10 protein-coding genes and 3 pseudogenes are annotated in these 17,919 nt (G+C 69.6%); 4 read left to right on the top strand and 9 right to left on the bottom strand.

From position 1 onward, the window contains the following. Positions 1 to 3: 3 nt before the first annotated feature. Positions 4 to 1,081 (bottom strand): IS630 family transposase gene (locus tag PV963_RS44120; protein WP_425540973.1). Its coding sequence is split into 2 segments (ribosomal slippage): positions 4 to 670 and positions 669 to 1,081, totalling 1,080 coding nucleotides; the frame shifts between segments, so codons are not numbered across the junction. Positions 1,082 to 1,152: 71 nt separating this feature from the next. Next, entirely contained in the window at positions 1,153 to 1,671 is a 519-nt protein-coding gene (locus PV963_RS35700; protein WP_274822208.1) for an ATP-binding protein, read from the bottom strand. 85 nt (positions 1,672 to 1,756) lie between these two features. On the opposite strand from PV963_RS35700, the gene PV963_RS35695 reads away from it, so the two are divergent. Genes PV963_RS35695 through PV963_RS44115 form a run of 3 tightly spaced genes read left to right on the top strand, consistent with a single transcriptional unit; the run spans position 1,757 to position 3,134 of the window. Then, the gene (locus PV963_RS35695) at positions 1,757 to 2,590 is read left to right on the top strand and encodes a helix-turn-helix domain-containing protein (protein WP_274820597.1); all 834 of its coding nucleotides are present in this window, start codon (positions 1,757 to 1,759) and stop codon (positions 2,588 to 2,590) included. Continuing rightward, positions 2,587 to 2,832, top strand: a complete 246-nt coding sequence (locus PV963_RS35690; RefSeq protein WP_274820596.1) for a DUF397 domain-containing protein — start codon at positions 2,587 to 2,589, stop codon at positions 2,830 to 2,832. Before PV963_RS35695 ends, PV963_RS35690 begins: the two co-directional genes overlap by 4 nt. After that, the gene (locus tag PV963_RS44115) at positions 2,829 to 3,134 is read left to right on the top strand and encodes a hypothetical protein (RefSeq protein ID WP_274820595.1); all 306 of its coding nucleotides are present in this window, start codon (positions 2,829 to 2,831) and stop codon (positions 3,132 to 3,134) included. Before PV963_RS35690 ends, PV963_RS44115 begins: the two co-directional genes overlap by 4 nt. Here the strand turns inward: PV963_RS44115 and PV963_RS35680 are convergent. The 5 genes and pseudogenes from PV963_RS35680 to PV963_RS35665 form a co-directional block, all read right to left on the bottom strand. Then, entirely contained in the window at positions 3,016 to 4,623 is a 1,608-nt protein-coding gene (locus tag PV963_RS35680) for a carboxylesterase/lipase family protein (protein WP_274820594.1), read from the bottom strand. The genes PV963_RS44115 and PV963_RS35680 overlap by 119 nt on opposite strands. A gap of 92 nt (positions 4,624 to 4,715) precedes the next feature. Then, positions 4,716 to 5,957 (bottom strand): alginate lyase family protein, encoded by a 1,242-nt coding sequence (locus PV963_RS35675; protein ID WP_274820593.1) that lies wholly within the window; start codon positions 5,955 to 5,957, stop codon positions 4,716 to 4,718. 25 nt (positions 5,958 to 5,982) lie between these two features. Next, positions 5,983 to 9,312, bottom strand: coding sequence for an alginate lyase family protein (locus PV963_RS35670; RefSeq protein ID WP_274820592.1), 3,330 nt, complete (start codon positions 9,310 to 9,312; stop codon positions 5,983 to 5,985). Positions 9,313 to 9,326: 14 nt separating this feature from the next. Then, positions 9,327 to 9,404, bottom strand: a pseudogene (locus PV963_RS44110) (hypothetical protein); the annotation flags it as partial. A 251-nt stretch (positions 9,405 to 9,655) separates the two neighbouring features. Beyond that, positions 9,656 to 11,182: a glycosyl hydrolase family 28 protein gene (locus PV963_RS35665; protein ID WP_274820591.1), complete on the bottom strand. Its 1,527-nt coding sequence runs from the start codon at positions 11,180 to 11,182 to the stop codon at positions 9,656 to 9,658. Positions 11,183 to 12,416: 1,234 nt separating this feature from the next. On the opposite strand from PV963_RS35665, the gene PV963_RS35660 reads away from it, so the two are divergent. After that, a complete protein-coding gene (locus tag PV963_RS35660; protein ID WP_274820590.1) occupies positions 12,417 to 16,685 on the top strand; it encodes a discoidin domain-containing protein in 4,269 nt (1,422 codons plus the stop codon). 221 nt (positions 16,686 to 16,906) lie between these two features. Here the strand turns inward: PV963_RS35660 and PV963_RS35655 are convergent. Next, a pseudogene (locus PV963_RS35655) lies at positions 16,907 to 17,376 on the bottom strand (ADP-ribosylglycohydrolase family protein); the annotation flags it as partial. A 100-nt stretch (positions 17,377 to 17,476) separates the two neighbouring features. Then, a pseudogene (locus PV963_RS35650) lies at positions 17,477 to 17,821 on the bottom strand (alpha-L-arabinofuranosidase C-terminal domain-containing protein); the annotation flags it as partial. Positions 17,822 to 17,919: the final 98 nt, after the last annotated feature.

Genomic DNA, 17,919 nt, shown 5'->3' with positions numbered 1-17,919 from the left:
TCGTCAAGGTGAGGCTGGGTCGTCGAGGGTCAGGCCGGTGCCCGCTATGAAGCCGTCGAGGGTTTCGGGGCGGTACTGGAGGCGTTTGAGCCGGTTGAGTACGAGGGCTTCGAGCCGGTCGAGAGCGACCACGGCGAGGTTGGCCAGACTGCGCTTGACGTGCGCCCATACCCACTCGACGGGGTTCAGGTCCGGCGAGTAGGCGGGCAGCAGGAAAACCGTCAGCCAGTCACGCTCGGCAATCAACTCACGCATAGCGTGGGAGACGTGGGTGTTGAGCCGGTCCCAGACCAGCACGATCGGCGCCTTGACGAGCTGGTGGACGCCGTCGACCAGTGCAATGAAGTCGCGCTCGCCCATGCTGCGGCGCTTGCCTTTGCCCGCGGGGTGGGTGCGCAGGCGGTGGCACAGCCGGGTGTGGGAGCCGGGCCGCATGGCGATCAGCCCGGCCACCGACAGGCGACCTGAGCGTCGACCGCTCACCGTCACCTGCGGGGTGTGGCCGCGTCGGCCCCAGGTGCGTCCTTTGGGCGGCTGTCGCGTGAAGCCTGCCTCGTCCTCGAAGCAGATGTAGCCCCCGCAGGCCGCCCGGGCTCCTTTTACCTCGGCCCAGGTCGCCTCCTTCCACAGGGTCACGGCCTGCTCGTCGCGTTCGGCGACCCGCCGCGCGGACCTGCGGGCTGAAGCCGAGCCGGTGCATCAGCCTCGTGGCTCCCGAAACGCTGTAGGAGACGTGGAACTTCCTGCCGATCAGCGTGGCTGCCCGGGCGGCGGTCCACACCTGGTCCTCCACCCATCCGTGCGCGGCCGGTCCTTCATCAAGGTATGCGGCCAGGTTCTCCAGACAGCGCGGGGACAGCCGGCATCGCGATCCACTCGGGCCGCGGGAGGCCAGCGCCTGCACGCCGCCGTCCCGCCACAACTGATGCCACTGGTAAGCCGACTTCGGGCTCACCCGCAGGCGCCGTGCCACCTCGGACGGCTTGATCTTCTGCTCGAACAGCTCGGCCGCCTTCATCCGCACCATCTCCCGGCGCTGACGTCCCGCAGGGGTCAGCCCGCCCCCACCCGCATACCTCACACACCACGGAATACAGCCACTACCCCAGGCCCAGCAGGCACTTCAGGAAAGCTCACCCTGACGAGCCGAAGTCAGTAACTCCCCCAACCAACCAGTACCCCAGTTGTCTTGGAGGTCTTGCCGTCGCCAGCACCGCGGCCACGGCCTTCGAACTCGCACCACACGATCTTGCCGGGACACCTCGCCCCCACGCCCCACTTGTCCGCCAGCTCCGACACCAGCAGCAGGCCCCTCCCGCCCTCACAGGGCTCCTGGACGTCCTGCCGCGGCAGCACAGGCACGCCGTCGCCACTGTCGTGCACCTCGACCCGTACGCCGCCGTCCTCGCCGTACGGCACCAGCCTCAGCAGGAATCCACGGCCGGGCGGCACGCCGTGCACGAGCGCGTTCGTCGCCAGTTCGCTCACACAGAGCAGCACGTCCTGTGCGCGCCCGTGCCCGCCCCAGTCCATGAGCGCGTCGTGCGCGAACGCGCGTGCGGCCGGAACGGATTGGCGCTCCCGGCGGTAGAACCGCTGGCGCGGAGACGGGGGTTGGAACAGGAGTGGAGTTTCGTCATTCACGGGACGACAGTCACACTCCGTGGCCATCATGGAACAGAGCGCGCACTCGTACAGCCATGTTGTACGTGCGCGCAACAGTGCAAGTACGCGCGCGGGTGGGGAGTTCGCCGCCATGAGCACCACGACACGGTCACGACGGTCACGCAGGAACGCCTCGGCGATGAGGATGGTGGGCACGCTGCTCGCCCTCTTCCGGGAAGCGGCCGGGTATACGCAGAAGTCCCTCGGGGAGATCTTCGTCGTCGGCGAGCAGCAGATCGCGTCCATCGAGCAGGGCAGACGGCCGCTGAAGATGGATCTCGCGGAGCAGTTGGATCAACTCCTGGATACCAAAGGGGCGTTGGTGGCTGCGTTGTCGGAGATGCCGGAGGTGGATCTCGTACCGCTTTGGGCGGAGGAGTATCTGGATCGGGAGCGGGAGGCAATCGCGATTTCCGTTTACGACAGCTTGGCCGTACCCGGACAGCTTCAGACAGAGGGCTACGCACGGGCGGTCTTCCGCAGTCGTGTGCCGGTCTATGACGAGGACCACATCGAGCAGCTCGTCGCGACGCGCATGGAGCGCCAGCAAATCCTGCACCGCAAGGTGCCGCCCATGACGAGCTTCGTCATCTGGGAGGCAGTACTACGGGATCGCTTGGGCGGCCGGGAGGTCTACGTCGAGCAGTTGCGGAAGCTGCGCGAGTATGCGGGCGTGCCTGGGATCACGCTCCAGGTCCTGCCGCTCGGCCGCACCTCGCACGCGGGGCTCGACGGCCCCTTCGTTCCCTTGGAAACCCCCGAGCACCAGCGGCTCGCGTACATGGAGACGCAGCGTGGAAGCCAGCTGATCGCGGACCCCGACGGGGTAGGGATCCTTACTCAGAAGTATGCGATGCTGCGGACGCAGGCTCTCAACACCGAAGACACGAGGGACCTGTTGGACCGTCTTCTGGGAGAAGCATGAGCGGCACCGCACTTGAGTGGTTCAAGTCGAGCCACAGCGGCAGCGAGGGCGGCCAGTGCCTCGAAGTCGCCTACCACTGGCACAAGTCGAGCCACAGCGGCAGTGAGGGCGGCGCATGCGTCGAAGTAGCCGCCCACCCCACCGCCGTCCACATACGCGACAGCAAGACCCCGTCCACCCCCCACCTCACCCTCACCCCCGCCACCTGGACCGCCTTCCTGTCCACACTCAGCGGAACATGACCCACGGCCCCATCCGCCTCACCCGCGGGGCGCGCACCACCCTGCGCCCCGCCACCGCCGCCCGTATCACCGACGGGTTCTGGGCTGCCCGGCGCAGGACGAATGCCGAGGTCAGCATCCCCCAGGGTCCCGCCAAGCTGGAGGTCCGGGAGGAGCCCGAGTTGCTGGGCGGCGTGAGCGTCGTCAGTGCCGGCGGAGTGCGCCGGAGCGACGGAGCCGCCGTACGGCTGACCGCAGTTCCGTACTGCGTGTGGGCGAACCGTCGGCAGGGACCGACGCGGGTGTGGATTCCTCAGGAGTGACGGCGGCGTCGGTCGCCCAGAGGGCGAGTTCGCGGTCCCGGGGGCCGTACGCCGTGTAGGCCACGCCGTTCTCGGCGTCCGGTGCGCGGTCCCCGAAGACCCGCACCGGGTGGGTGGCGTCCCAGCGTTCCCACCCCGGGTCGCCGTCCGTGGCGAAGCGCACCCAGGCGGCGTGCATCTCGTCGGCCAGCTCCTGCGGGGCGCCTTCTCCGGCCAGTTTGCGCGACTCCGGCGCCTGGCCGGTGTCGAAGACGAAGCCGAGCTCCAGCGCGTGGCAGGAGCCGAGGTCGGGGAGGTTCGAGGGCCAGGCGAACTCGTACACGTACGACGGTTCCGTACGGGCGTCGGCCAGGTGGTGCAGGGGGCTGCGCAGCAGGCGGTCGGTGACGAGCTGGCCGACGATTTCCGCCGTGCCCGCCTCGGGGTGCAGGGCGCGGTAGCCGCGCGGGACCTCGCTGCCGCAGCGACAGCGGGCCATGGCACCCGCGAAGGCGACGGCTCCGAGGCGGTCGACGCGGTCCAGGAGGCCGCCCGGGACCAGCCACAGCCGGTACTCGTCGCGGGTCCAGCCCATCATCAGCTCGACGCCCGGGGCGGCGCCGCCCTCGGTGAGGGCCTCCAGGGGGTCGCGCGGGACGGTGTCACCGTCGATGACGATTCCGAAGGCGGGGCCGCCGACCACCGGGCTGCTGAGCTTGCCCACCTCGGCCTGGGTGTGCAGCAGCAGATCGCGGTCGACGGCGGCGAAGGCCTCGGCGGTGGCGGGGATCTTCAGCCGGGAGGCCATACGGCGCACCATCCGCCGTACCTTGGCCCGCTCGGACGCCTCGGGCGGCCCGCTCTGCAGGACCGCACGCCGGACCAGTCCCTGGGTCTGCGGGGCGGCGATGAGGGCGCCGATGCTGATCGCCCCGGCGGACTGGCCGAAGAGGGTGATGCGGCCGGGGTCGCCGCCGAAGGCCTCGATGGCCTCGTGCACCCAGGCCAGGGCGGCGATCTGGTCGCGCAGGCCGGGGTTCGGGGGTGTGTCCGGGAACAGGCCGTAGCCCTCCACGCCCAGTCGGTAGTTGATGGAGACGCACACCACGCCGTCGCGGGCGAAGGCATGGCCGTCGTAGACGGGGACGGCGGACGAGCCCCTGGTCAGGGCGCCGCCGTGCAGCCAGACGAGGACGGGGAGCCGGGCTCCGGGGTCGGGCTCCGGGGTCCAGATGTTGAGGTTGAGGCAGTCGTCGCCCGGCACCACCGGGTCGGACAGGTAGTGCGCGAAGGCCTCGGAGTACGGAGGTTTCGGCGAGGTGGGGCCGAAGGCGCCGGCGTCGTGGACGCCGTCCCAGGGCGGGAGGGGCACGGGCGGGCGGAAGCGGCGGGGGCCGAACGGGGGCGCTGCGTACGGGATGCCGCGGAAGACCGCGACTCCCCGCTCGTACCTGCCGCGTACGGCCCCGTACGGGCTCCTGACCACGGGATCCGTCCGGCCTGCCGTCATACGCCCACCAGCCCTTCGCCGCGCTCGTGCACCGGTGCTACCAGAGCACCACATGGCCCACCGGTATTCCGGTGCACGAACCGGCTTGACCGCTATTTGGCGTACATCAGCGTGCCGAAGCCGAGCTGGTCGAAGCCGCCGCTGGTGGTGCCGTAGTCACCTCCCCCGCCCTCGGGGGCGACCGAGAAGCACATCTGGGCGATGTACTTGTCGTCGAGGAGCAGGCGCCGGCCGTAGTGGTAGTGGAGCATCGCCCACACCGGGCGGACCTGGCCGCGGGATCCGGAGCCGATCACGGTCTGTGACTGCTGGGCGCAGTTCTGGCCGCTGCCCCAGGTGTAGGTGGTGAAGGGCACGTTCATGTTCAGGTTGTACTTGGCCACGTACTGGGCGGCCTTCATGAAGCGACGGCCGTCGTACGAGTAGAGGTCCTCTCCCTGGTTCCAGGCCATCTCGCAGATCGCGCCCATCTGGCCCATGCCCATGACGGTGTGGCCCTGGTCGCGGCCGGACTCCTGCCACTGGCCGAGGTCGTAGCCCTCGACGCCCGGGTACAGGAACGGCACCGCGCGCCGGATCTGGCCGTTGCCGCCACCGTTCTTGAAGTAGTTGACGGCCTGGTCGTACTTGGCGCCGTCGTCGCACAGGATCCCGATGGCCATGATCGAGGCCATGTTGCACAGGTCCCAGTTGGCCCAGTAGTTGGTGATGCAGGCGTCGTTGTGGCCGGTGAGGAACTGGTTGTTGAGCGGGTAGAAGACGTTGAGCATCATCGTCTTGAACCGGTTGAGGTCGAACCCGGCGTAGCCACGCATGAGTTCGGCGACGTTCGCGAACTGCCAGCCGTAGAGGCCGGCGGCCAGGAACCGGTCGGCGTTTCCGGTGATGCCGGTGAGCGTGGACGACCAGGCGTTGAGGATGCGCACGGCGCAGTCGGCGTTCGCGGCGGTGCCGCCGACGTGCCAGCGAAGCGCGTTCTGGTAGGCGGCATGGATGTCGTTGTAGAGCTGGGGGTAGTTCTGGCCGTCGCCGCCGCGGATGATCGTGGCGGTGGGGCGGGGCGTCCAGGTGGACGCCGAGTGGGAGTTGGCGGTCAGCCTGCGCCAGCCGGAGGCCCAGGGGTCGGTGCCCGCGGCGACCCTGACCTTGGCGCGGTTGATGTCGCCGGCGTTGTGCAGCATGCCGGGGTGGGTGAAGGTCGCCGGGGCCGCGTCCGCCGTGGTGGCGGTGGCGCCGAGGGCGAGGGCCGCGGTGAGGCCGCCGGCGGTCTTGAGCAGACCGCGGCGGCTCACCTGGCCGCCCTCGTGGTGCGTGTGGGGGGACGTGCGGCTCATGTGGGGTTCTCCGATCCGTGGAGGATTACATGGGGGTGATGCTCACCTCGTCGAACTCGGTGGTGCTGTGGGTCAGGGGGCTGCGGGAGCAGACCACGAGGCCCACGTAGTAGGGGGCGTCACCAAAGCCGGGGATGTCTCCCTCGGCGAGGGGGGTCCAGGTGGCGCCGTCGTCGGACGAGACGGATGCGGTGAAGTGCGTCCCGGTGCGCTTCAGCCGCAGCAGGCAGGGGGCGGTGACCGCCGCGTTGCCCGTGAAGGTGGACCGGCCGGCGACGGTCGGGCGCAGCATCAGCTGGGCGTTCGTGCCGCCGGTGACGATCGTCCCGGCCGCCTGGTCGAACGGCGACAGGGACTTGGCCATGAGCAGGCCGACCCGGTCGCCGGTGGCTCCGGCGCGGGAGAGCAGGCGGGCGGTGACCTCGCAGTCACCGGTGACGGGCCGTCGTACGAACTGGCCGATCATGCCCTGGTTGTTGACGGTGAGGTCGGTCCCGGCGCCCCGTACCACGAAGGTCCCGTCCTGGTGGGCGGTGCTGCCGGGGGTGCGGACGGCGACCACGCCGAGGGTGCCGTAGGCCCGGTCGTCGAGGACGACGTCGCCCAGGTCGCCGTAGGTCCAGGGCGCGGGCGGTGGGGTGCCGACCGTGAGGGTGAGGGTGCCGGTTGCGTCTCCGGCGGCGTTGCCCGCGCTGGTGGTGACCTTGAACTCGCCCGTCTGCGTGGGTGTTCCGGAGATCAGGCCGGTGCGCCGGTCGACGCGCAGGCCGTCGGGCAGGCCCTCCGCGGTGAACCGTATCGGTTCGTGCGAGGCCCGCAGGAGGTGCTTGAAGGGCACGCCCTTGTTGGCGAACACCGTGGCGGCTGAAGTGAGTTGTGGCTTGGCCGGCGTCGGCATCGTCGACGTGGCGGACTCCGACAGGGGGCCGCGTCCGGCGCAGTTGGTCTCGGCGACGGCGTAGTGGTACGTCGTGCCGGGTGTGCCGGTGGCGTCGGCGTACCGGACGCGGGTGCCGAAGCCGACCGCGCCGATGCCGGTTGCGATCGTCTCGTAGGGGCCGTCGGCCGCGGCGGCGCGCAGCACCTTGTAGCGGGCCGAGAGGTCCGGGTCGGTCCAGGCCAGTTCGACCGCGTCGGCGCCGGCGGTGGCCCGCAGGTCGCCGGCTGCGGTGGCCGGGCGGGGCACGGACCAGACCTCGCCGGCAGTGCGGGAGACGACGCTGACGTTGTCGAAGGCGCCGGTGCCGGTCTCGGCGTAGTCCTCGTCGACGCCGAGGCAGGAGGTGAGGGTGAGACCGACGTAGGCGGTGCCGCCCAACTCGACGTCGCTGGAGCCGACTTCGGTCCAGCGGATGCCGTCCGGGGAGATGGCGCCGGTGCAGCGGTCGCCCCGGCGGGTCACGCGGACCCAGAACGGCATGCGCATGCGGTAGCCGTCGCCCGCACCTTCGACGTACGGAGCCTCCAGCGGGGTCGCCGACTCGGGCAGGGTGCCGAAGGAGGAGATCGGGAAGCCGGCACTGGTCGTGATCGCCCGCTGCTGGGACGGCGGCACGGGCGTGCTGCCGGTGCCCTTGATCCCGGCCCCCGCCTCGGGCCGTACGGACCACACGCCGCTCCAGGTGTGCAGCGGCAGGCCCTGGATCAGCATGGCGGCGTGCGCGGCGTCCGCGTCCAGGCCGGCCCGTATCGTGACGCCGATCCTGGAGTACTGGGAGCTGAGCGGATACACGATCCGCGCGGTGACCGTGCCGTCGCCGCGCAGCGGCAGGTAGGCCAGGCGGTGGGTGTCGGCGGTGCCGGACGCCTCCAGCACGAACCGCTCGCCGTCGAAGACGGCCGAGCCGGGGATCTTGACGTCCCCGACGTCCCGGGTCGACCAGGGCTCGGGGAGCCCGGCGGTCGCCGATGCCCAGGCCGAACCGCCGCTCCTGCCATGGGAGTTGGCGGCGCTGACGGTGTAGTAGTAGGTGCGGCCGGTGCGTACGCCGCGGTCGGTGTACGTCGGCTTCGAGACGCCGGAGGCGACGGTCTCGTACGGCCCGTCGGGGCTGGTCGCCCGGCGTACGGTGTAGCCACTCGCCCAGGCGGACGGCAGCCAGGACACGTTGATCGCCCGGTCCGCGCCCGTCGCCGTGACGCCCGCGGGTGCCGTCGGCGCGCCCGGCACGGCGGCCTTCGTACCGGCGTAGGTGAGGGTGCCCCAGCCTGGGTGGTCCTCGTGGTAGCCCTCGGTCACGCGGGTGCCGTCCGGGCCCCGGAAGACGGCCTTCTCGGTGTACGGCGAGGACATGCCGAGGCGGCCCGCGTAGTGCGCGTACCCCATCTCCCACACCGGCCGGAACGCCCCGCGCTGCCGGTCGGAGACGGCCGTCTTGACGTACTTGCCGGTGCGGTCGAGGTCGGGCGTGAACGGAACCGAGTCGTCGCCGAGGTTGTAGCGGGCGAAGTACTCGAAGTTGGCGAGGATCCGGCTCTCCGCGAAGCCGTACAGGTCCACGCCCTGCTGCCAGGCGACCTCGGCCGCGTCCGCGAGCAGGCCGACGGCGAGCTGCTCGTGCGCCTGGTCGCGCCCGGACTCCTGGCCCTGGCCGGCGGCGGTGACGACGCGGTGCAGCACGGAGCCGTTGCCGGCGCCGGCGGCCGCGAACCGCAGGGCGTCCTCGAACATCACCTGGTGGTCGCAGAAGACGGCGATGGCGAGGATGGTGCGCAGCGCGGCGAGGTCCCAGTTGCCGTTGGCGTACAGGCAGTAGCCGGACAGGGCCGGGTACCAGACGTCGGTGAAGGAGCGCTCGCAGCGGCTGATGGATTCCTCGGGCCAGCCGTCGTATCCGGAGTGCCGCAGGATCTCGGCGGCGTTGACGAGCTTGAAGCCCTGGATTCCGGCCCCGAGCTGGCCGTCTGCGCCGGTGATGCCGGTGAGGGAGGCGGCCCAGACGTCGAGGATGTCGCGGGCCTTGTCGGCGTGGCGCACGTCGCCGGTGATCGCCCACATCAGGGCGTTCTGGTAGGCGGCGGCCGCGTCGGTGACGGCCTGGCTGGTGTTGTCGGTGGGGCCACGGCCCCAGGTGCGGATCTGTCCCGTGTTGCGGACGGCGTAGGTGTGCTGGGAGCGGAAGTCGGCGGCCAGTGCCGCGAATCCGGTGGCGATCGGGGTGCTCCCTTCGGCGACCGCGGACCGCATGCGGTCCAGGTCGGCGCGGGAGTGCAGCAGCCCGGGGTGAGTGAAGGCGTACGCCTGCTCGGCGGCCTGGGCCCAGGCGGGCGCGGCGACGGCGGACAGCAGTCCGCCCACGGCCACGCCCGCGAGCCCCGCGGCGCCGAGGAACGTCCGTCGGTTGAGGGATTGCACGGATGACTCCTGGCTTACGCGTTCTGGACGGTGAGCTTGACGGACTCGGTCGCCGTACCGGCGGTGTTGGTGGCCTTGACGGTGACCGTGTAGGTGCCGGGGACCTGCGGTGATCAGGTAGTTGAAGACGTGCCGCTTGACGGCCGTCGCCGTGCCCGCGCTGCGGTGGCGGCGGGGAGCCGTAGGCCTCATAGGCGCCGTGGGTTGGCCGTTGGGCCAGTCCGGGCAGGGCCGAGTGAGACGTCTGGTCTGTGTGCGGCGCCCGGGAGCGCTTCGACAAGAGAGGGACGCATGCGCGGCCCCGGTGCCCCGTCGGGAGGACTCCGGGGCCGGCCGACGGCAGTTACAGGGCTGCGGCCTCCGCGGTGGTGAGGAAGCGGAGGTTCTGCACGTGCTCGTTGACGAACATGGGCACGCCGTCCGAGGCCAGGTACCAGCGCGGCTTGTCCCCGCTGTCGCGGATCACCCTGCCGTTGACGCGGAGGTTCTCGAAGGTGACGTCCTTGACGGTGCGCTCCGCGTCGGTCCCGGCGATGATCGACGTGTCGGCGTTCTTGCCGTTGTAGCTGAGGTCCTTGATGTAGACGTTCTCGATGCCGCGGCCGGACGCCTTGTTCCACCTCGGGTTGTTGACGACCCGCATGTGGACGAGCTGGCCCCAGCGGAAGTCCTCCACGCGGATGTTTTCGAACCTCACATCCCGGACGAGGTTGCCGTCGGCGGCATTGATGGCGATGCAGCCCTGGGCGTTCACCTGCGGCTCACGGTGGTCGAGGATGTCGATGTTCTCGAAGTTCAGGTTCTCCAGCATCTCGTGCGCGGCGGGGTCGGGGTTGCCGTGCACGGCCATGTTGATCGTGTGGGCCACGTCGGCCCAGAGGGAGCAGTTCTTGACGGTGATGTTGCGGGTGTCACCGTAGAAGTCCCAGCGGTGCGTGTAGAGGGCGATGCAGTCGTCGGACGTGCGCAGGAAGCAGCCGTCGATCGTGACGTTCTCCGAGCAGTAGAGCTGGATGCCGTCGCCCCAGCCCTCGCGGCTGAAGGCGCGCAGGTTCTTGATGGTGAGGTTCTGGCACTCGGCGACCCGGATGTTCTCGTACCGGGGGTTGAGGATCGTGATGCCGTCGATCGTGACGTTCTCGCACTTGCGGACAAACATCGCGCCCCACTTGGAGTTGTAGATCACACCGCGGCCGATCACCCGGGAGTTCTCCACCCCCTCGATATTCACGTGTGCGACGAGGACCGCACCGGGGGCCAGGTAGACGGTGGTGTTGCTGGGCACCTTCAGCACCCCGTCGGTGGGGGTGTGCAGACCGGGCCCGAAGTACATGACGTGCTTGTCGCCCTCGGCGGGCACGTCCTGCTCGATCGGGTTCGCGAACAGGTGCAGGCAGTCGAAGATCTTGTCGTCGACTTGGACGACGACGTTGCGGGGCCGGTCCAGGGTGAAGCGCGCGGTGCTGCCGAGCACCTCGGGCTTGATGCCGTACGAGTCCGGGCGTATACGGACCTTCTCGACGCCGCCCGGGTTGTAGGTGACCTCGACCTCGACGGTGCCGGAGAAGTCGAAGGCTGCCCAGGAGGACTTCTGGACCGGGTTCTGGCCGCTGACGGCATCGATCAGCGCCAGCTTGGCCAGGTAGACGTCGAGTCTCTTCCAACTGCCGCCGACCGGCCGGACCTTGACGGTGAAGGAGTTGTTGGCCGGCACTTCGGGGAGAGTCGGGTGGATGACAACAGTATCGCTCGGGGAACCGGTTTCTCCAGTGGCAGCCTGGGCGGTGCCCCCGACGCCAGCGACCATGCTGCTGACAGCAAGGACGCCAGCGGTCTGGAGGGCGGTTCGCCGGGAGAGGGACGAGGTCATGGGGACTCCTTGACGGAACGTGTGCGGGGGTGGCCGTCTGCGGCCGAAGGTGGAAAAGCCCGAGGGTGCGGCCACCTCTGCGGGCTGCCGGGGCGTGCGGGGAGAACACCTGCTTCCGCGGAGGGGGTAGGTGAGCGACGGGCTGATCCGTCACGCCGAAATCTGCGGCATGAGCGAAGATGGCGTCAAGGGTTCGGCTCATTTTCGACACAACCGGTTTCTATGGCCGCGTCCTGGAGCGGCCACAGCCTCGGAGGCTCGAAGAGCTGCCTCTGCGGCGACGACCGGCCTCTGCGTGCGGAAGGAGGTCACCGACCCCGCCCGCGCGGCATACCCGCAGGCTCGGAGCCGCGGCCTGCAGCCGGCCTTCCGCACGGAAATGTCACCACAAGCGGTGCACCCGCCAGGGCTACGAGGACCGCATCGCGTCCTGGCGCCCTCCCTGGGCCACCTGAAAACGCGCCGCCTGCGCACCCGGCGCATCCAGGAGATGCAACAAGCGCATCTGGCGGACGACAAAGTCCCCAGGCGAACCGCGAAGCAGCTCAACAGGCCCTGACCTCAGCACCACCCTGCGGGACAGCGCCTGACGCTCTTTCACGGCTTTTGGGAACCGGTTCCCTCCAAGAGGGTCACTGCTCGTTGCTCCTTGATGGTATGAAATTTCGTGTTTTTCCTCGAGCGTTGGGTGCTTCAGCAGATTCTCGTGCCCGACATATTGTTCCGCCGCGCAGTCGGCTTTAGCTTCCATAGAGAACGGTTTCTATGGATGGTCAGAACGCCTGAGAGGGGCGAGCAGGAGAGAGCGGCCGCAGTGGCGGTCATCGCGTATGACGCGGGGCCGGTGCGCCCGCCGGTACCGGCGGTCCCTCAGGGCTGTCCGGATGCCACTGATCATGCTGCCGCTGAAGCACACTCGCGGCCGGGACACCGCCGGGATCACGCTGCGCACCTACGACAACGCCTTCGCCAGGAGGGTCACTGCCGGCTCCCACTACTACTACCGCGCCTGTACCCACCCTCGTGCCCGCCTGGACGTGAGTGACGCCCCCGCAGGCGGACATCGCCCCGCTCACCGACACCGCCCACGGACCCTCACACTCCGCTGGCCGACGGCCCCGACGCCGGACACGGCGCAAGGGCCACCGGCTGACGGACGCGATACCCACCCCCGGATGCCGTGCCGCGCCCGGCGCGGCACGGCCCCAGAAAGGTCTCTGCGATGAAACAAGTCATGGAACGCGCCAGATCGCGGATCACCGCGATAGGCGCGGCACTGGCGCTGACGGTGGGGCTTGCCGGGGCGGCTGCGACACCCGCCCGAGCCGACGGCTACGAGAGCCTGCTCACCGACCATGTGGTCAAGATCCACAAGACAGTCAGCGACGCCGGATTCGTCCACCCCGGCGTCGGCCTCTCGGCCGAGAACCTGCGCAACGCCCAGAAGATGGTCCGCTCCGGCCAGGAGCCCTGGGCTTCCTACTTCGATGCCATGACGCAGGTCCAGCCGTGGGCGAAGAAGGGCTACACCGTCGACAACATGGTCAGGGACAAGCCGGAGGTCCCCGTCACGTCGACCTTCACCGAAGGGAGTCTGCGCGGGCGCCTGACCCGCGACTCCTTCGGGGTCCTCACCCAGGCGCTGCTGTGGATCAACACCGGTGACGAGGTGTACCGCAAGGGCGCGATCATGGGACTGCGCACCTGGTCGAACATGGACCCCGACGGCTACGCCTACTTTCCCGACGCGCACATCCACACCGGCAAGCCGCTGTCGCAGTTCCTGATGGCCGCCGAGATCATCCGCGCCACCGAACCGGTCCCCGACGGCACCGCTGGTACCCACGACGGTTATGACGTGACCTGGGACGCCGACGACGACAAGAAGCTCCTCAACAACCTCGCGAACCCGATCGTCGACGTCTTCAACTTCTCCAACAAGAAGTGGATGAACCAGCACAACTTCGGCCTGTACGGGCGTATCGCCACGGCGATCTACGCCGACGACGTCAAAGGCTACGCAAAGGGCGTCGAGTGGTTCACCAAGAACTCCACCTATGACGGCTACGACAACGGCGCGATGGCGACGCAGATGCCGCTCATCGGGGCGGACCACAAGCTCAACCCCTACGGCAAAGACTTCGTGCAGGTCCGCGAGATGGGCCGCGACCAGGCCCACGGCGAGACCAACATCGACAACTTCGCCGCCCTGGCCCGCTTCCTCGACGTCCAGGGCACCAAGATCGACCCCGTCGACGGCACCGTCTCGACCGCCGACGACGCGGTGAGCGCCTACTCCTTCCTGGACAACCGCCTGCTGCACGGTGCGGACGCCTTCTACGGCTTCATGATGGGCGCCTGGATCCCCTGGGTCGACGAACAACAGTCCGGAGGCACGCTCTCCCAGGCGTACCGCGGCCGGGTCTTCAATCCACTCTCGGAGCTGTACCACCAGTACAAGTACAGAGAAGGCGTTGACGTCGACGCCGAGGCTCCCTGGCTGGCAGAGCTGCACCGGCGTATGGACGGCCCTTTCTTCCGCTACGGGACCGGCACCCAGAACTTCTGGGCCCCCGGCGACAAGAGCGTCGAGTACTGGGTCGCCTTCCCCGAGGAACTGGCGGGAACGGAGCCGACACCCGTCGAAGAGACCGAGCTCTCGTTCGGCCGCTACGCCCTGCTGATGGACGACGGCACCGAGATCGTCACCGAGGACGGCCCCACCTTCGCCCGCGCCCACGCGAACTCGGACGGCACGACCAGCGCCGTCAGCCGGATGATGCACCCCGCGGGCCGCGACGTCGGCGTGCTGGTGCGGACCAATGGCCAAGCCACGCTCGATGTTCTCTCCAAGGAGGAGCCGTCCGGCCTGAACCCGGACGAGACCGGACCCAGAACCCTCGGAACGGTGGAACTGCCTGACACGCACGGCGAATGGCGGTACATCACCTACCCGGCGACCGGGTCCCATGTGCATTACTACCGCGTGACCGGCGCCGAGGGCGTCACCGTCGACTTCGACACCGTCATGTTCGCAGCCAAGGACAACCTCACCGCCCCGCGGTTCGAGCAGACCCGGGACCACTACTACTGGTGGCAGGACGTGGAGGCGGCGTTCGACCTGTCCGCGGTCGACGCGGGCGGTTCGGTCGTCTACTCGGCCGCCGGCCTCCCGGACGGAGCGTCACTCGACGCCGAGACCGGGACCGTCACCTGGACGCCGACGCCCCAGGACCGCGGACGCCACGCGGTCCAGGTCGTCGCCGACGACGGCGAGTCCATCACGGCGCGCACCTTCGAGCTCGTGGTGTCCAAGAACCGGCCCCGCATGATCGAGGACGCGGTCGCCGACGGCACCGACGAGGACACCGCCTACACCACCGTCACCTACGAGCCGTACCTGGAGGCGCTCGCTGCGGTCAAGCGGGTCGCCGACGACGAAGGCACCGACGCGGAGTTCCGCGCCGCTTTCGACTCTCTGCTGGACGCCATCGACGCGCTCAGGCTGCTCAACCCGCGCCTGGAGGACGGGACGCTGGACTTCACCGGCATCGTCACGCCGACGGTGATCGACAAGAACGGGGTACGCAACCTCGCCGACGACGATCACACCACGATCGGCGGCGACATGCTCGGCACGTTCTTCACGCTCGACTTCGGGCCGGACTACCGGGTCGCCGCATCGCAGTTCGACATGCGGGCGCGGAACCTGTTCCCCAACCGGTACCAGGGCGCGAACGTGTACGGCTCGCTCGACGGCGCCGAATGGACGCTGCTGACCGAGCGGGCGACCTCGAACACGTCCGACTGGGAGCACATCCCGGTCGTCGCCGACCAAGTCGGCGAGGAGTTCCGGTTCCTGAAGGTCCAGGTTGACATCCGCGGCGAGAAGACCGACCCGGCCTACCCCGACATCTTCTCGATCGCCGAGCTCCACATCCACGGCGAACGCTCCGAAGCGGTCAACGGCATCGCCAAGGCCTCGCTGTCCTCCGACGACGCGACCATCGGCCGCGTCACCACCGGTGATGAGGTCGCCGTGGCGTTCTCCAGTAAGGAGCCGATCAGCGACGTCGCGGTCACCATCGCCGGCCAGAGCGCCAAGGCCGTCAGCGACGACGGCAAGACCTGGACCGCCTCGACGGTGCTCGATGGCGTCACCGGCGGCCGGACGGTCATCGTCGGCATCGATCACACCACCGCCGATGGCGAGGCCGCCGACACGTTCTACGGGACGACCGACGGATCGAAGCTGTGGGCGAGCGACCAGCGCGACTACCTCGATCTGGGCGCCCTCGGCGAGGTCGTCGACCTCAACGGCGACGCCGACTCGAACAAGTCCCCCCACGGGCTGAGGATGACCGACGACGACCTGGGCACCGCCAGCGACGTGCGCGCCGTCGACGGAGAGTACTACCTGATCTGGGACTTCAGCGACGGCGTGTCGGTCTCGCTCGACCGGGCAGAGCTGCGGCCGCGCCAGGACGGCTACGGTCTGTCCCGCATGTGGACCCAGACGCTCGAGGGATCGAACGACCTGGTCAATTGGACGCGGCTGACCAAGCCGTCCGAGACCACCCACGACTGGCAGAACCGTTCCTCGCTCGACGACGGCTTCTACCGGTACCTGCGGATCCGCAACGGCACCATCATCAGCGTCGCCGAGCTGCGGATCTACGGCGAGGTCCACCTCGACCTGGCCAAGCTGCTCGCCCGGGCCGAAGCGGTCGACCTGACCCTGCACTCGCGGGCCTCGGGGATCCTGTTCACCCGGGAAGTGGAGGCGATCAAGGCGGCCGCCGAAGAGGACGGCGCGGACGAGCAGGCGCTCGCCGAGCGGCTCCTCGAGGCTTGGGACCTCCTGGAGGACCCGCCCTCGACGATCATGCCGGTCGACCCGTCCTGGGTGGAGGCCAGCAGCCCGTCCTGGGACGACTCGCTCGATGCGGCCGCCAACGGCCGGGCCCTGTTCGACGGCGACCCATCCACGTACACCAACACCAAGACGGCCGAAGGCTGGGTGCGGGTCCTCCCGGACGACGGCCGCGTCCTGACCGTCGAGACCGTCAAGGTCCAACCGCGCCTCGGACACGCGCACCGGGCCAACGGGCTCAAGGTCCAAGGCTCCAACGACGGAGGCAAGACCTGGGAGACGTTCCTGACACTCTCGACGCCCGCCTCCAGCGGCTGGACCGAGTACCCGCTCGAGGCGCCCGTCAGCTACCAAGCGCTCCGGCTGTACTCGGCGAGCGGCTACACGAACCTGGCCGAGCTCCAGTTCACGCGGGTTCCGGTGGACGTCACCGGACTCGACCTCCTGCTGGAGGAGACCGGCGTTCTGTCCCAGGCGGACTGGACCGCCGGGTCCTGGGCGGACCTGACCGAGGCCCGTGAAGCCGGGCTGGCCCTGCGCAAGACCGGTGCCAACCCGACGCAGGCCGAGGTGGACGCCGCGACCGACGCGATCACCGCGGCCGTGGCGGCACTCGTGGCCGCCGGGTGAACGAAGGGGCCGGACCGGTACCGGACACTGCCGGCAAATGGTCCGGCCCCTGCGCGTGACGTCGGCCTTCATCACCTGGTTGTGGGTGGTGAAGGCCGACGGTGCGTTCGGTGGGAGGGTGCCGGCGTCGTTGCGGGAGCCCGGGTTGGATTCGCCTCTGACTGCCTCCGAGCGGCCCAGGTCGAACCGGGGTCGAACCAGAGCGTTTCCCTCTGACTGCCTCCGATCGCCTCTGCAACCCGTTCTAGCAGGTCACAGCCGTTTCGGCGTACACCTCGCTGCGGGTCTCCGTACTGCAGGGCGTCGGTCACCGGCTGCTGTCCCGGCCAGTCGGCGAGCTGCTGGAGCGAGCGCTGTACGGCGGCGTCGAGGCTCTCGTCGCGGGTCAGTCCGTGCACGATCAGGGCGTACGCGCCTGCCGACAGGTAGGCGACGGGGCGGCCGTGGATCTGGGCCGCGCACTCGACGGCGAGCTGCGTCACCAGCTGCGGCTCCCAGCCGACGAGCAGCCCGAAGGGCGCGGAACGGGCGGCGGTCTCGGCGCCCATTTCCTCGAGGTTCTGGGGGACGTCCAGGGTGCCCGTCATGTCGTCGGCGAGGCCGATCAGGCAGGCGCGGGCGGGGTCGCGGCGTGCGTACAGTCACTCACGCGGGCCAGCCAGCCGTCCTCCTTGCGGCGCTCGTCGATGCCCCGCCCGGTGCCCGAGTCGTCCGGCCACCACCACGGCTCCGTCACGTTCGGCGGCCTTGCGGGCCCGGATCCGCATGCTCCAGCCCGTCCGGTGCAGCCTTCAGGCACGTACCAGACGGATCATGTTCCAGGAGAGCGGCTCGAGTTCGGCCCGCAGGACGCCGTCGGTGACGGTGGTGCCGGTGGCGGGGTGCGGGACGACGCCGGCAGGCTGGTCCACGGTGTTGCGTGCCTCCGGGTCGGCGTCGGCCAGAACCAGGTGCTCCGCCACGGTGTGGGCCTCGATCCCACGCAGGTCGATCTCCAGCGGCAGGGCGAAGGTGGTCTGCCACCAGGCCGGGCCGCCCGGCTCGGCCTGGATCGGCGCGATGACGTTGACAAGCTGTGCCAATGAGGCCGCGGTGACCCGGTCGGCGTGTCGCAGCAGGTCCAGGCAGGTGATGCCGCCGGCCGCGAGCTGCCCGGGCCGCGGCGGGCAGCCCGGAGGCGTCGGCCGACCGGAGGATGGCCATCACCCGGGTCCGGCCGAGCTAGGGGGTGAGG

The organism is Streptomyces coeruleorubidus, from assembly GCF_028885415.1.
Taxonomy (GTDB): Bacteria; Actinomycetota; Actinomycetes; order Streptomycetales; family Streptomycetaceae; genus Streptomyces; species Streptomyces coeruleorubidus_A.
The sequence above is the reverse complement of the archived record's forward strand: the minus strand, read 5'-3'. Positions and strand labels throughout refer to the sequence as shown.

Coding starts and splice junctions, on each gene's coding strand:
- PV963_RS35690 (WP_274820596.1), top strand. CDS start 2,587: ATGAGCGGCACCGCACTTGAGTGGTTCAAGTCGAGCCACAGCGGCAGC.
- PV963_RS35695 (WP_274820597.1), top strand. CDS start 1,757: ATGAGCACCACGACACGGTCACGACGGTCACGCAGGAACGCCTCGGCG.
- PV963_RS35700 (WP_274822208.1), bottom strand. CDS start 1,671: ATGGCCACGGAGTGTGACTGTCGTCCCGTGAATGACGAAACTCCACTC.
- PV963_RS44115 (WP_274820595.1), top strand. CDS start 2,829: ATGACCCACGGCCCCATCCGCCTCACCCGCGGGGCGCGCACCACCCTG.
- PV963_RS35665 (WP_274820591.1), bottom strand. CDS start 11,182: ATGACCTCGTCCCTCTCCCGGCGAACCGCCCTCCAGACCGCTGGCGTC.
- PV963_RS35675 (WP_274820593.1), bottom strand. CDS start 5,957: ATGAGCCGCACGTCCCCCCACACGCACCACGAGGGCGGCCAGGTGAGC.
- PV963_RS35680 (WP_274820594.1), bottom strand. CDS start 4,623: ATGACGGCAGGCCGGACGGATCCCGTGGTCAGGAGCCCGTACGGGGCC.
- PV963_RS35660 (WP_274820590.1), top strand. CDS start 12,417: ATGGAACGCGCCAGATCGCGGATCACCGCGATAGGCGCGGCACTGGCG.